Genomic DNA, 13882 nt, shown 5'->3' on the forward strand with positions numbered 1-13882 from the left:
AGATCAGATTCAGAGGAACTGGAGATGGTTTTTCAATGCCCGTTGAAAAATCAGGACAATAACGAATTTTTCTTTAGGAGGATACAATGAAGAAATTTTGGGTAGCTTTGATTGCCGTGGCCGTGGTCGCAGGCTTCGCCCTGAGCGCATCGGCGGCGGATGTCAAATTCAGCGGCTCCTACTACGCCACAGGCCTCTACGCGGACAACTGGGGCCTCAAGGATGATGCATCCGCAGGCGGCGTGTACGCTCAGAGGCTGAGAGTTGCAACGGCCTTCAAGATCGCCGAAGGGCTGACCTTGAACACCCGCTTTGACGCCCTCGAGGGACGTTGGGGCCAGTACGGTTACATGGGAACGGCTGTGGATCGCCAGGGCCACGACGTGGGTGGCAGAGATGCCGATGACAACAACATCGCCTTTGACCGCGCCTGGGTCAGCTTTGCCGTCCCCTTCGGTCAGTTTGATGTGGGTCGTCAGGCCCAGAACGAATGGGGAACCCGTTTCGCAAGCGACAGCTTCGATGCGGAAGCCATCCGCTTCTCCACCAAGAACGGCCCCTGGGAAGTCGGTGCTTTCTACGAGAAGCAGATTGAAGCCTACGGCGCTGAGGACTACGATAACGTGGTCAGCGACGGCGGCGTCAATGACGGCGATCGCGACAACTACGGCGTTTATGGCAAGTACAAGTGGAACGGCGGCCTGGCCGGCCTCCAGATTCAGTTCATGAACGACGCAACCGAAAACTTCGCAAATCTCAACGGTGATGGCGATTACAAGGCCAAAATCTGGACGTTTTCTCCCTATATGCAGGGCACCTTCGGTCCTGTCTTCGTGGAAGCGGAAATCAACTATGCCTACGGTGAGGCTGAGTCCGAGCTGGATTGGGACGACATGGACATCCGCGCATGGAACGCCTTCATTCACGCCAAGGGAAATATCGGCCCCGCCTATGTCGGCGCCTTCTACGCCTATGTCTCCGGTGACGATCCCGACTCCGACGAAGAGATCGAAGGATCCAACTTCTTCGGTGCCAGCGGTTACCGTTCCGGTCTGCCCACCGGCGGTTCCATCTTCGATCCCTGCCTGATCCTCTGGGGCGCATACGCCAACAAGTGGCTGGGTGACAGCACGGCGAGAGCCCTTAGTTTAGGTACCGATCATCATACCGGTGCGGTCATGGAAAATGCCCACCTCTTCCAGATTTACGGCGGTTTCAAACCGATCCCCAAACTGGACGTCCAGGCCAAGCTGAGCTATGCCTTTGCCGACGAGAAGCCGGACAACTATGATGATGACGAATACGGAACGGAATTCGATCTCACCGCCGCTTACAAGATTTACGACAACCTGACCTATACGGTCGGCTTCGGTTATCTGTGGGCCGGTGACATTTACAAGGGCGCCACCGACAACGATGTGGATGACACCTATCTGCTGATGCACAGACTGGATCTGAGCTTCTAAGAGCAGCTTCGTTTCGGATTTCCATTGTAAAAGTTCCATTTCAGCGCCCCGGGGCAATGCCTCCGGGGCGCTTTTTTATCTCCCTTCTTGACCGGATCAGCACCCCATGATAACTACGTTAGGTGATAGAGAGCCCCTCTCAGCATCCTGGATCGTCCGGAGACGGATGCACCTTTTGCTCACCCGAAAGGAGAAACGCGATTCAAAAAATTTACGGGAACCTCACGGGCCTGAAAGCGGTCCAACTCAAACGGCTGGAGCAATTCTACCGGAGACGGGTGCCGCCTGATGCCGTCGTCACGCAGGAAATGGCCAGGCAGCTTACGGAGCTGTCCCGGGAGCTCAACCGGCAGCTTGGGGTGTTGCTGAGCCGCCGCGGAGAAGTGGGATTTGTGATCGTCGGCACACACCGGGGCATCCTGATCCCCAGCCTGGAGGGATTCCGCTCCTCTTCCGCCCGCTTCAAGGGTCTCCGTCTTGTTCACACCCACCTGAACCCCGAGCCCCTGAGCCCCGAGGACCTCAGTGACCTGGCCCTTCTTCGCCTTGATCTCATCTGTGCGGTGGAAGCCGGTCCCGATGGACTGCCGGGCTCCGTCTCCACCGCCCACCTGATTCCCGAAAACCCGGACGGCGGCTACTGGCTGATTTCTCCACCGCAACGGATATCCGATTTGAAGGCGGACTTTCTGGCCTTTATAAATGCCCTGGAGAACGAGTTTGCCCGAACCCAGCGGTCCCGGAAGGTGGATTCCGCCGACCGGGCCATCCTGATCCGAGTTGAAACGAATCCCCTCTCCGACAGCGCGGGCTCCCTGGAAGAGCTCAAGGAACTGGCCCGGTCCTGCAGTGTGGAGGTCTTCGATACGATCCTGCAGCATCGGACGCAACTCGACCCGAAATATCTCCTCGGAAAGGGAAAACTGGCCGACGTCATCATCAAAGCCCTGCAGATGGATGCCAACCTGCTCATCTTCGACCATGAGCTGACACCCGCCCAGGTCCGTTCGCTTGCGGATTTTACGGAAATGAAAGTCATCGACCGGACACAGGTCATCCTGGACATCTTCGCCCGCCGCGCCCATAGCCGGGAGGGCAAGATCCAGGTGGAGCTGGCCCAGCTGAAATACCTTCTGCCCCGTCTGGCGACGCGCCACACGGGCATGTCCCGCCTCACCGGGGGAATCGGCGGCCGGGGACCCGGAGAAACCAAGCTGGAGATCAACCGGAGGCGGGTGCGGGAGCGGATCCAGCACCTGGAGCAGGACATCCGCAATATCGAAAAGGCCAGGGGCCAGCGGCGTCTCAGGAGGGAACGTACAGGCCTGCCCGTGATCTCCATTGTGGGCTACACCAACGCCGGAAAGTCCACCCTGCTCAACACCCTTACGAAGAGTTCCGTGTTCACCGAAGACCTTCTCTTTGCCACCCTGGACCCCAAAAGCTCACGCCTGCGCTTCCCCCGGGATGCGGAAGCCGTCATCACCGATACCGTGGGCTTCATCCGCGACCTCCCCAGCGATCTCTTTTCCGCCTTCAAGGCCACCCTGGAGGAACTCTACGAGGCGGACATCCTCCTCCACGTCATCGACGTGAGCAATCGGAGCTTTGAAAACCATATTGCAGCGGTGGAGAAGATTCTGGAGGAAATCGGGATTTCAGGCAAGAAAACCCTGCGGGTTTTCAATAAGGCCGACCGCTTGGAGGACAAAGCCCTTCTTGAGATCCTCTGCCGGCGATTTCAGGCCGTCGCCGTTTCGGCTCTGCAGCCGGAGAGCCTCGGGCCGCTTTTGGAGCTCCTGGAGGAAATTATCTCGCCGCAAGATGCCGCCCGATGAGATCGGCATACCGCCGGGCCGCGCCGGCATTGGCGGCGATGGCCAGCCGGCCCTGCTCGCCCCGGCGCTTTAACTGCTCGGGATCGGCAAGGAGAGAGAGCATCCGCGCCAGCAATTCCTCTTCGTCGGCAACAGAAATGCCGGCCCCTGCCTCTTCGAGGAGGGCCTTTTCCCCTTCAAAATCCTCCATTGACGGCCCGTATAAGACCACCTTCCCCCAGGCGGCCGCCTCCAGGATATTCTGCCCTCCCCGCGGGACGAGACTTCCCCCGCAATACACCACCGTGGCCAGGCTGTAGGCCTTGAACAATTCGCCGATGACATCCACGATCACGATGCGATTCCCCTTGCGCCGCCGTCCACCGCCCATTTCGGATACCCGGAAGATGTCCTTGAAACCGGCCTGCCGGACCAGGTCGGCCACCGCATCCCCTCTTTCGATATGGCGGGGAACGAGGATCAGCTGGAATTCCGGATCAACCTCCAGCAGGCGCCGGTAAACGGCCAGGCAGGCGGCTTCCTCGCCTTCATGGGTGCTCCCGGCAACAAAAACAGGGCTGCCTGGCCGAATATCGAGCTTCCGGGAAATTTCCGCCCGCAGATCGTCAGAGGTCCGGGAGGCCAGGCTGTCATATTTGGCGTTGCCGAGGACCTGGACCTTTTCCCGCAAAGCGCCCAGTTCCTGCACCCTCCGGGCATCCGTTTCCGAGATCATACCCAGGCCGTCCAGCCCCTCCAGCAAGCCCTTCCAGAAAAACCGTGTTCGGCCGTAGCGGCGGAATGAACGGGGGGAGATGCGGCCATTGACCAGGACAACCTGCACTCCCCTGGCCCTGCACTGGGTCAGAAAGTTCGGCCAGAGTTCCGTTTCCGTAGGAACGAAAACGTCGGGCCTTACACGCCTGAGCATCCTTGCCACGACGAAGGGCAGATCCAGTGGGTAGTATATGTGAGCCGTCGCCTCTGTGACGAGGCGATCCGCCATTTCCCGGCCTGTTTCCGTACTCGTGGAAAGGACGAGACAGGCCCGGGGATATCTCGTCCGCAGTTCGGCCATCACCGGAGCCGCTGCCGTCACTTCGCCCACGGAAACGGCGTGCATCCAGATGCGCGGGCTTCCCCCCAGGCCGGAGAAGACCTTACTGTCCGGATAAAAGCCCAGTTTGGGTCCGAGACTTTTGCGGTATTTTCCCGTAAGAACCATCCGGACGGCATAATAGGGAAGGCCGACAAGGGCGGCCAGAGGCAACAGCAGATTATAGAGAAAAATCATTCTTTCAGCTCCATTCTTTCCCATGCTCACCGGGGATTTTAATCCTCGAGGCGGAATGGACGGTTTCCGCTGCTCTTCGGCGCAGCGTTCCGCCCCCGGCGGTATGCATCAGATTCCGGGTTTTCCCTTGACGGCCCCGCTGAGATGTTGTAACCCTTTTACTCAAACTCATTCAGGAATACGGTATTGCTTCATGAAAAAGATAGCCCCTTCGATCCTGTCCGCCGATTTTGGTCGTCTTGGCGAAGAAATCGCCGCGGTAGAAGCCGCCGGAGCAGACTGGATTCATATCGATGTGATGGACGGCCACTTTGTCCCCAACATCACCATCGGGGCGCCGGTTGTCCAATCCCTGCGGAAGTACACCCGGCTGCCCTTTGATGTCCACCTGATGATCGACCAACCGGAAGCCTATCTTGACGCCTTTCTAGACGCCGGCTCCGACGTTCTTACGGTTCACCTGGAAGCGGCAAATCATCTGCACCGCACGATCTCCCACATCAAGGAGCGGGGCATCCGGGCAGGCGTCTCGGTCAATCCGGCAACGCCGCTGTCCCATCTGGAAAACATTCTCCCCGATCTGGATCTGCTCCTCATCATGACCGTAAATCCAGGATTCGGCGGACAGCAGTTTATCGACAGCATGCTGCCTAAGATCCGCAAAGCCAGGACCATGATTTCAGCCGCCGCTCCCCACGTACTGATCGAAGTGGACGGGGGGATCAACCGGGAGAACATTTCCACCGTTGCCCGAGCCGGAGCGGATGTACTGGTTGCCGGATCAGCCGTTTTTTCCAGCGATCATTACGGCCAGACCCTTGCTGCCATGCGTTCTGCGCTGAAATGCCCACCGGATTGCGTGTTCCCGACCGCCTGAACTTCATGGAACCGGGAGTTTCTTCCCGTCTCTTTTCTGCCATGCACATCATCATCGACGGCTATAATCTGATCCGGCAGAGCGAAACCTTCCGCCGCTTCGAAAAGCAGAGCCTGGAAGCGGGAAGGCAGGCGCTCCTTCAGCGGGTTTCCCTGTACCGACAGCAGAAGGGACATCGGATCACGGTTGTCTTTGACGGATGGGAAAGCGGTTCCCCTTTCGAGGAGCGGGACCGCCAGGGAGGGATCACGATCATATACTCCCGCAGGGGAGAAAAGGCCGATGATGTCATCAAGCGCATGACGTTGCACCTGGGTGAGGAAACCGTTGTTGTGACGTCGGATCGTGATGTTGCCGGGTTTGTTCTTCGTAGGGGAGCAACCGCCTTATCCTCTCCGGAGTTTGAAACGGCGATCGCCAGGGCGGCCGCTTCTGAAAAATCTCCAGCCGGTGCCGATGACCCTCCAGAAGAAACGGAGGAGGAAGAGGACCGAAAATCCGGGGGCACCCGCAAGAAGGGACCGGCCCACCGGCTGTCCCGACGCGAGAAGGCAGCTCGAAGCCGCTTGAAAAAACTTTAATCCGCCTCAGGTCTGACAGACATCGAACACAAACCGTTCCAGCATCAGGTCGGGATCCCTGGCCGTAGATTTCATGGCGAGATCCATCGCCAATAGATCCTCAAGATGCCGCCTCAGCCGCTTTTCTGAAAAATTCTCCGAAATCCTGAAGGTGTTGAAGGCTACATAGGGGTGCTGATCCGCCAGCTCAATATGAACGTCCCCCGTCTGCCCGGACCAGGCCTTCAGGATGGGATAAATCGACTTTGTATAACGCCCGTAATCCATCCGGGGCGAATATCCGGGCAGAGCTCCCTTGTCCCGCAACCACCTTGCATGAAGCAGCAACCGGAATTCCCGGATGAGCATGGCAAGAATCGCCAGGGGATGGCTTCCCTGATCCTTTAAACGCCGCAGGAGCACCAGCCCCTTTTCCAGGTTCTTCTCTCCAAGCGCCGCGGTCAGGTCGAAGAGTTTATCCTCCCGGGTCCGGCTGATGACTTCCTCAACATCGGAAGCCTCGATCGTGCGGCGCTCCCCCGTATAGGTGACCAGTTTTTCCAGCGCCGCCATGGAGGTCCGCAACTGAAAGCCTGTTTTGCTTCCCAGGACCTCCCATGCCCCGGGGGTCATTCCTTTCCCCTTTTCCGTCAGGAAAGCCTTGGCTGAATCCATCACGGTATTTTTTTGCCGTGCTTCGCCTTTCTCAACAGAAAAGTTCAACACCCGGCCCAGCTCACTGACCGCCTTGAACAGCCTTTTCCGTTTGTCCACGGTCTCTGCCGTCAAAAGGAGAACATTGCCCTCGGGAAGACCTCTGCGCAGTATACTTTCCAGAAAATCGGCGTCACTGACGGCGGCGCTTTTGCCGCCCAGCCCAAGACCTGTGCACACCTCGATTATGCGGGGCAGCCAATTCGCGCGCTCCTCACCCTGGTCTCCCTCCACCGTCTGCTGCCAGTCCTGGTTGGAAATGGCCTTCCATCCGTCCTCCCGAAAATCGTCAAGAGTCCATCCGGCAATCCCGAGAAAAGTCATGAAGTTCTTTGCAGCCTGCTGCGGGTGGGCATTCATCTGCTGGCGAATCCGCCTCACCAGATCGCTGAGCGTCTTTCGGGAATGAAAGAGTCTCGTTCGGCGGACGGCAACAACCTTTCTTCCGGGAATCAGGGGCGGGCTCAGGAGGTCTTTGCCGATCTGTTCAGGATCTTCATCCTCGCCGTCCAGAACAAAGAGGTTTAACGTCTGATCTTCCGGAGGGAGCAGTGCGTTGACGATCTTTGAAAAGGCGTCATGAATTTCGTATTCTGCATCACCGTAAAGCAGGTAGCAGGGCGCCGGCCGTCCCTTCTGGAGGTCGGCAAGCACTCTGCGCAGAGAATTGCCCGATTCTTCCGTTCGGATCGCCATGTCTCCAGGGTAAGAAAAAATTACAGGATGATGAATCGCTGAATGTACCGAACGGCTTCTTCGGGATCGTCGGTAATCCGGATAAGGTCAAGGTCTTCGGGCAGGATCATATTCTCCTTCAGCATCGTGTCGCTCATCCATTCCATCAGGCCTTTCCAGTAGGAACTTCCCAGCAGAACGACGGGAAAACTTTTGATGCGTCGAGTCTGAATGAGCGTCAACGCTTCAAAGAGTTCGTCCAATGTGCCATACCCTCCGGGAAATATCACGTAGGCCACGGCATATTTTACGAACATCACCTTGCGGATGAAGAAGTATTTGTAATCAATGCTGACATTCGAATAAGGATTCGGCTTCTGCTCAAAGGGCAAACGGATATTCATCCCCACGGATTTTCCGCCGCCTTCGGAAGCCCCCTTATTGGCTGCCTCCATCACGCCGGGTCCGCCGCCCGTGATCACGCTGAACCCCTTTTCCGCCAGGCGCCGCGACAGGTATTCCGCCTGCTGGTAGCATGAATCCCCCGGCTTGACACGCGCAGAACCGAAAATGCTGACGGCGTTTCTCAACGTGGAAAGCTCTTCGATGCTTTCTACAAATTCGGCCATAATGCGGAATATCCGCCATGATTCCTCAATCGAAAGGGCATCTACAAGATACTGCTTCTCTACCTTGGCCATAAACTCCACACCATGCCGAAATAAAGCTTTCCTGCAGGACGACAAAGGCGATTGCTCATGCGGTGAAAACCCCGCCTGCGTCATTTTTACAAAGACACAATGGAAAACCCTGTGTTCAGCCGTTACTCATCACAGCAAAGGGACGAATGAACTTCCGCTTACGCGCCTCTTCTTCTCTGGACCTTCGCAAAGCGGCGCCGCGCTTCAATGGCCTTCCTCTTGCGCTTTACGGATGGCTTCTCATAGGCCCTGCGGACTTTCAACTCCTTGAACAGCCCACTTTTAGAAAGCTTGTTTTTCAAAATCTTCAAGGCCTTTTCCACATCATTGTCGAACACTTTAACTTCCAAATCATATCTCCTTCTATCATTTATGGATTTTCTATATATTGGTTCAAATGATACCTCGTTAACTCCTTACTCTCCCCCGGGCTCGAGTCCCTGAATGACCGCATCTCAGGAAAAGCCCAAACAAGGGCGCGGCCACAAGAAATGTACCGGCGCGTCATTTCAGCTCCCTATCGAAGGCATGCTTTGCCGTCGATTCTGCCAACGCTTCAAGCTACGACTCGTGTCCGCCTGCAGTGCCGCTGCCATACCTTCATTGAAATTCTGGAACTGGAATTGCGGGAAAAACAGAAGACTCTTATCTTATTTCGTTTAAGCTTCGGAGCGATGGACGGAACCTGAAATTCAATAAGACTCAAGCGTGAAAGGTGGATTCAAGACATTTAAGACAAAAAGCGGCCAACCCGCTCATATCGGTAAAAGATCTTACCGAATCAAATGCCCCATCAACTAACCCTCCGTCTCTGTTATATAAAAAAAGGGCAGCACGGATCATGATTTCTCATGCCGTAAACCACCCTTTGCTTTTACCAATATGTTTTACCACACTCCTTACTGGGCAACTCTGCCTTTATTGAATATGAAAAACCCTTCGCAATCTTTTTAAATCATCTTTTTAACATAACGAGCGGACTTCGCAATCTTCTCTCAAAAAGGAACAGGCTAACGACAAGTTAGATGTTTTCTATACGCAATATTGCTTCAAATTGCAACCTAAAAAATTTGAGTCACCCAAAAAATATCAGCACCGCAATCAATCCTCTTCCTGGGCAATGTAATCCTGATAATCCCTGATCTCCAGAAGATCGTCCAACTCCTCTGGATCTTTCATCTCAATCACCACAATCCACCCGGCATCGTAAGGATCACTGTTCAGAATGGTCACGTCATCCAGAATGTCCTCATTGACATTGACGATTTCTCCCGACAGGGGTGAAACCAGCTCAAATACGTCGCTTGCAGACTCGACCGTCCCGAAGGGTTCATCCCTTTCAACAAAGATATCCCCCTTGGGCAATTCGACCTCATCCACATCTCCAAGCTTTTCCTGGGCATACTCTGTAATACCCAGGGTAGCCATATTGCCGTCAACGGCCACCCAAATGTGTTCGCGACTATAAAGAAGATCATCCGGAAACATTTTCATAGATTAACACCCTGTTTGTTGAATTTATAAGACCAGCAAATCTTTCGGCATTTTTGTCAGGACCTCAGCCCCGTCCTCACGCACCAACACGGTATCTTCGATTCTGATTCCCCATTGACCGGGAAGATATACTCCGGGTTCTATGGTTATAATCATCCCCTCGGAAAGAACCGTGTCGGTATTCCTCGATACCCTCGGAGCTTCGTGAACTTCCAGCCCGACGCCGTGGCCGGTGCCGTGGGTGAAATAGGAATCCAGGCCGTATTGAGCCAGGCAAGCCCTTGCTACATGATCAATGCGGCTGCAGGTGACGCCGGAGCGGACCTCATCCAGAGCCCTGTCATGAGCCTCCTTCACTCTGGAGTATATTTCCCGTTTCCTGTCATCCGCAGATCCCAGGCAGAAGGTGCAGGTTTCATCCGAGCAATACCCATCGACGACCGCACCATAGTCTACAACAACCAGATCACCATATTCCAGGATTTTTCGACCGGGTTTTGCGTGGGGCAAAGCGGCATTGGCTCCTGACGCCACGATCGTTTCAAAGGCCATTCGTTCCGCCCCCGCCCTCTTGGCCCCGAAATCAATCTCCAGGGCAAGATCAAGCTCAGACATCCCCGGACGAATCCTTCGGGACACGGCTTCCAGCACACCGGCGGACAGCTGTGCAGCCCGGCGGATACAGGAAATCTCCCGATCCTCCTTGACCGCCCGAAGCGAATACAACTCTTCCGACAGAGGCGTCAAGTTTTCTTTTCGAAGCCGCTCCGCCAGCTTCTGATAGAAATCGTAACTCACTGCAGAGGCTTCGAAACCAACAGGATCTTCCACTGCCCGGTCCAGAACGGCTACGATGCCATCCACCTTGTCCTGATAGCAATAGATATCGGCGCTTTGAACTTCCTCCTGCGCCTGGGTCACGTATCGTCCGTCAACCAGCAACGTGGCCGCTTGTGGTCGAACCACCAGCACCCCGTCACTTCCGGTAAATCCCGTCAAATAGCGAATATTATGCAGGTCAAAGAGCAGAAGCGCTTGAACGCCGCCCTGGAAAAAGCGTTTGGAACGCAAGCGGGACAAACGGATTTGATAATCCTTCCGTTCAAAACGCATAACGTCTTCTTTTCTGGAGGCGGATCAGCCAGAGATTCAAGGTTTCGATCACTTTCTCCCGCTGCCGGAGATGAGTGGCTTTTGTTGCCGAAGAGTTCTTTGAAGCCAGGACCTGGTTCAGTCTTTCCTGAATGGCCTGGTCGTCGGGATTCTTGATCAACATCTGTGTCAGAAGAGATTCCGCCGCATCCAGATGCCCCTGGCGGATGTACAGGTCCGCCATCGTCAACGTTTGCAGACCTGCCGTCATGGGAGAGACGGAAGTTTCATCGGCCTTGAATTCCTGAATGGAATCCGCTTGATCCTCCTCAAGCATCCGAAGTTTGCCGGATACCTCCCGGGAAAGATCGGAAACGGGGTTCAACGCTATAAAGCGACGATAAAATTTGGCCGCTTCCTGGTTCAACCCCCCCTTGAAACAGATATCCCCCATGCAGGCAAAGACACGAGACAGTCCCAATACCGTCAGTTCCACATCCTCAACGAGGGCTGAGGCCTCGTCGAGTTTACCCAGCCGCATGCAGGCATGGCACTGAACCAGAAGCGCATCAACGTCCCCGGGATGCTTTTCAAGCCAGATTTTTACCGCCTCCAAGGCGCCCTCATAATCGCCTTGCTCAAGCAGGGTTTGTGTTACGGAGAAAAATGCGGCTCTATCCATATGGAATTCTTACCGTATTGAGAATTTTGACGTAATGCGGGTATGATTCGACTTGAACAAGTCTGCCTACAGTTGGAGGAGCTATCACAGCCTGGATGGCATGTCAAGACAGATGCGGGACTTTCTTGCATGCTTCGGAATATCGGATTGCCTCAAGCATTCCAATAGCCTGTGACATCCCGGGCTGCGCGCGCCGGCACCGGCATCAATGGCTCAACGGATGCCTGTGCAAGCAAGTACTCTGTCCTAAAGCCCCGCTATCCGCTCCGGTGTGGAGTGGGGTTTATTTGCCCCGCTTCCCCTGGTCGATTTTAGTCAGGGTTCCACCTTCAAAGGAAAGGCGGTAAACGAAATCATTGGAACCTCTGTTGTAATACCACCTTTCCGTCACCTGCTCTTTATAGTTCGTCCTGCGGGCAGTCCGTTTTGCTTTTTCGGAGTGATGACTTTCACCGCCCTGCGAACGTTCGCTGCTTTTGCGGACGACGGTTCGGGCCTTCCCTCTGACTCCCGTTTCATGACGGTACGTAGGTTCTCCACAGCGTAACATGACATCCGCCATGCTGTCTCCCAGGGACACCATGTCATGTCCGCATCGAAATGTTCCTGATCCGGAGGCTGCCGCCTCCCCGGAACGCCCCAGGCCAAGGAATACGAACACCAGGGCAAAGGTGAGGATGGTTTCAAAGACCCTTTTCACGATGAAACTCATTACGGCTTGCCGATAAGACTCGCCTTCGCCACTGACGGAGTCTCAACATCCGGTATAATTTTTGGGGTCACAAAGATCAAGAGCTGCTTCCTCGTCTTATCGATGCTCTCTGATTTGAAAAGCCAGCCCAGGACAGGGATCTTGGAAAGCCATGGCACCCCGCTCATCCCCCTGTCGTCGGTCGTTTTGGAAACACCGCCAATGACCACGGTCGTGCCGTCTTCCACAACAACCTTGGAATCCACTTCATTTTTAATAATGGGGATATTTCCATTCAACTCTGACGCTTTTGAATAATCCCCCCGGTCGTTGGTGGCATTGATGAGCATGGAAATCCTGCCGTCCGGCGTAATGGTCGGGGTCACTTCCAGCTTCAGCAAGGCGTCCTTGAAACTGACCTTTGGGTAAGAGGCCCCCCCCGAGGCTTCATAAGTGGTATAAGGAATTTCTTCACCCTGTTTGATGGTTGCCTTAACACCGTCCATCGTCGTTACTTTGGGAGTGGAGATGATCTTACCCGAACTCGTGGATTCCAGCGCGGCGATCTGTGCCTCCAACACGGCATTGGCACCGCCGATGACAAAGCCCAGGGTCGGCGTTCCAACAAGAGCCCCCGGCAGGTTAACGGCTGCCTGCGACCCGGCGGGAGAGGCGGTTATTCCTTTTGGATACGGATAAGAGACAGGGTTCGTTTGCCCCTCTGTTTTATTCGTATTGGTACCCCATGCCGTCTGGGAGGAATAGTCTCCTACGCGGGCAGTAAACTTCCCTCCCCATGAAACTCCAAGATTTCGCACAAAGTCATCGCTTGCCTCGACAATTTTCGCCTCGATGGCGATTTGCCGAAGCTTGCCCTTTTCAGCCAGGAGCTGCTGTTCCCGTTCTCTTCGGGCCACCTCCGCCTCGATCTGATCCTTTTCGGCAGCTTTCCGCGCCTGCTCATCCTTTTTCTTCTTTTCCAGGGTCATGACGCTGATGACGTTGCCCATTTCCTTTTTCGCCATGCCGTAGATATCCAGGATGGTCTCAAGGGCCTGATCCCAGGGAACATCCTTCATGTGAATGCTGACGGCCCCCTTCACATCCGGCCCGGCAACAATGCTGACTCCGCCCGTCTCCGCCAGCAGACGAAGAACCGCGCGCATGTCGGCATCCTGAAAATCCAGGGATATTTTCTGAGCACCACGCCTGACTTCGCCAATCCCACCGTTGGGTGGAATATTCCCTGTTTCCTGATTGTCCGCCAGTTCGGCCTCTTGCGAATTCTGGGGCGAACGGTAAGCGGCTTTTGCCTGGGCCACTTTTTTCATCATGGCAGATTTTTCTGTTTCTCCCAAGGTGGCCACATTGAAATCCAGGATGACGTTTTGCCCCTCCTGACGCACACTGTAGGGAACCGGCTTCTGCAGATCGATGGTGGCATAAACCCAGGGAACGTCCTTGATGGTCTTCTGCTCGGCGAGGACCTGCCTGATATTGATCATGGCGTCATCATAAAATGGCCGAAGAAGGAGTTCCGGTACCTGCAGGTTTTCCATTTTCAGCAAAACGGCGCTTCCCGGCTCTTCATCCACCTTGAACTTCGAAATCTTGGTGGCAATAAAGGTGACCCGTTCCCTGCCCTTTATCTGGTCCAGGGTGATATTTTCAAGATTTCCAGCATCCAGGGCCGATGTTACGGCACCGTTACCTTTCACGGCGGCCTTCTCAACTTCGACATTTTCTGCTGAAACCCCTGATGGAAAAACCCACAAGGAACTTAACAACAAAGCAATTCCCAATAGCTGCCCTATTTTTT

Annotated in this window: 13 protein-coding genes; 4 read left to right on the forward strand and 9 right to left on the reverse strand. The window is 55.1% G+C overall.

Annotated elements, in window-relative coordinates; translation table 11 throughout:
• Positions 1-86 precede the first annotated feature (86 nt).
• Positions 87-1466: a hypothetical protein gene (locus ACJ77P_RS12530; RefSeq protein WP_408998429.1), complete on the forward strand. Its 1380-nt coding sequence runs from the start codon at positions 87-89 to the stop codon at positions 1464-1466.
• Positions 1467-1744: 278 nt separating this feature from the next.
• Positions 1745-3304 carry a GTPase HflX gene (gene hflX, locus ACJ77P_RS12535; protein WP_408998430.1) on the forward strand — a complete coding sequence of 520 codons (1560 nt, stop codon included), beginning with the start codon at positions 1745-1747 and terminating at the stop codon, positions 3302-3304.
• Here the strand turns inward: hflX and ACJ77P_RS12540 are convergent.
• Positions 3276-4577 carry a 3-deoxy-D-manno-octulosonic acid transferase gene (locus ACJ77P_RS12540; RefSeq protein WP_408998431.1) on the reverse strand — a complete coding sequence of 434 codons (1302 nt, stop codon included), beginning with the start codon at positions 4575-4577 and terminating at the stop codon, positions 3276-3278. The genes hflX and ACJ77P_RS12540 overlap by 29 nt on opposite strands.
• Before the next feature lie 193 nt (positions 4578-4770).
• Here ACJ77P_RS12540 and rpe point away from each other — a divergent pair, with 193 nt between their 5' ends.
• Both rpe and ACJ77P_RS12550 read left to right on the forward strand, forming a co-directional pair.
• On the forward strand, positions 4771-5454 hold the full coding sequence (gene rpe / locus ACJ77P_RS12545; RefSeq protein ID WP_408998432.1) for a ribulose-phosphate 3-epimerase: 684 nt from the start codon (positions 4771-4773) through the stop codon (positions 5452-5454).
• Positions 5421-6035, forward strand: coding sequence for an NYN domain-containing protein (locus ACJ77P_RS12550; RefSeq protein ID WP_408998433.1), 615 nt, complete (start codon positions 5421-5423; stop codon positions 6033-6035). Before rpe ends, ACJ77P_RS12550 begins: the two co-directional genes overlap by 34 nt.
• Before the next feature lie 6 nt (positions 6036-6041).
• Here the strand turns inward: ACJ77P_RS12550 and holA are convergent, their stop codons facing one another.
• The 8 genes from holA to ACJ77P_RS12590 all read right to left on the reverse strand — a co-directional run bounded on the left by holA (position 6042) and on the right by ACJ77P_RS12590 (position 13781).
• The gene (gene holA, locus ACJ77P_RS12555; RefSeq protein WP_408998434.1) at positions 6042-7424 is read right to left on the reverse strand and encodes a DNA polymerase III subunit delta; all 1383 of its coding nucleotides are present in this window, start codon (positions 7422-7424) and stop codon (positions 6042-6044) included.
• A 20-nt stretch (positions 7425-7444) separates the two neighbouring features.
• Positions 7445-8104 (reverse strand): TIGR00730 family Rossman fold protein, encoded by a 660-nt coding sequence (locus ACJ77P_RS12560; RefSeq protein WP_367359293.1) that lies wholly within the window; start codon positions 8102-8104, stop codon positions 7445-7447.
• A 158-nt stretch (positions 8105-8262) separates the two neighbouring features.
• A complete protein-coding gene (rpsU, locus tag ACJ77P_RS12565) occupies positions 8263-8454 on the reverse strand; it encodes a 30S ribosomal protein S21 (RefSeq protein WP_093881850.1) in 192 nt (63 codons plus the stop codon).
• Positions 8455-9205: 751 nt separating this feature from the next.
• Positions 9206-9598 (reverse strand): glycine cleavage system protein H, encoded by a 393-nt coding sequence (locus tag ACJ77P_RS12570; protein WP_367359294.1) that lies wholly within the window; start codon positions 9596-9598, stop codon positions 9206-9208.
• A 24-nt stretch (positions 9599-9622) separates the two neighbouring features.
• Entirely contained in the window at positions 9623-10711 is a 1089-nt protein-coding gene (locus ACJ77P_RS12575; protein WP_367359295.1) for a Xaa-Pro peptidase family protein, read from the reverse strand.
• Complete coding sequence (locus ACJ77P_RS12580; RefSeq protein ID WP_408998435.1) at positions 10701-11372, reverse strand: tetratricopeptide repeat protein; 672 nt, start codon at positions 11370-11372, stop codon at positions 10701-10703. The genes ACJ77P_RS12575 and ACJ77P_RS12580 overlap by 11 nt, the downstream gene beginning before the upstream one ends.
• A 283-nt stretch (positions 11373-11655) precedes the next feature.
• Positions 11656-12084 (reverse strand): DUF2845 domain-containing protein, encoded by a 429-nt coding sequence (locus ACJ77P_RS12585; protein WP_408998436.1) that lies wholly within the window; start codon positions 12082-12084, stop codon positions 11656-11658.
• Positions 12084-13781 (reverse strand): secretin and TonB N-terminal domain-containing protein, encoded by a 1698-nt coding sequence (locus ACJ77P_RS12590; RefSeq protein WP_367359298.1) that lies wholly within the window; start codon positions 13779-13781, stop codon positions 12084-12086. The genes ACJ77P_RS12585 and ACJ77P_RS12590 overlap by 1 nt, the downstream gene beginning before the upstream one ends.
• Positions 13782-13882: the final 101 nt, after the last annotated feature.

The sequence above is a fragment of the Syntrophus buswellii genome (genome assembly GCF_046097065.1).
In the GTDB taxonomy this organism is placed as follows: Bacteria; Desulfobacterota; Syntrophia; order Syntrophales; family Syntrophaceae; genus Syntrophus; species Syntrophus buswellii.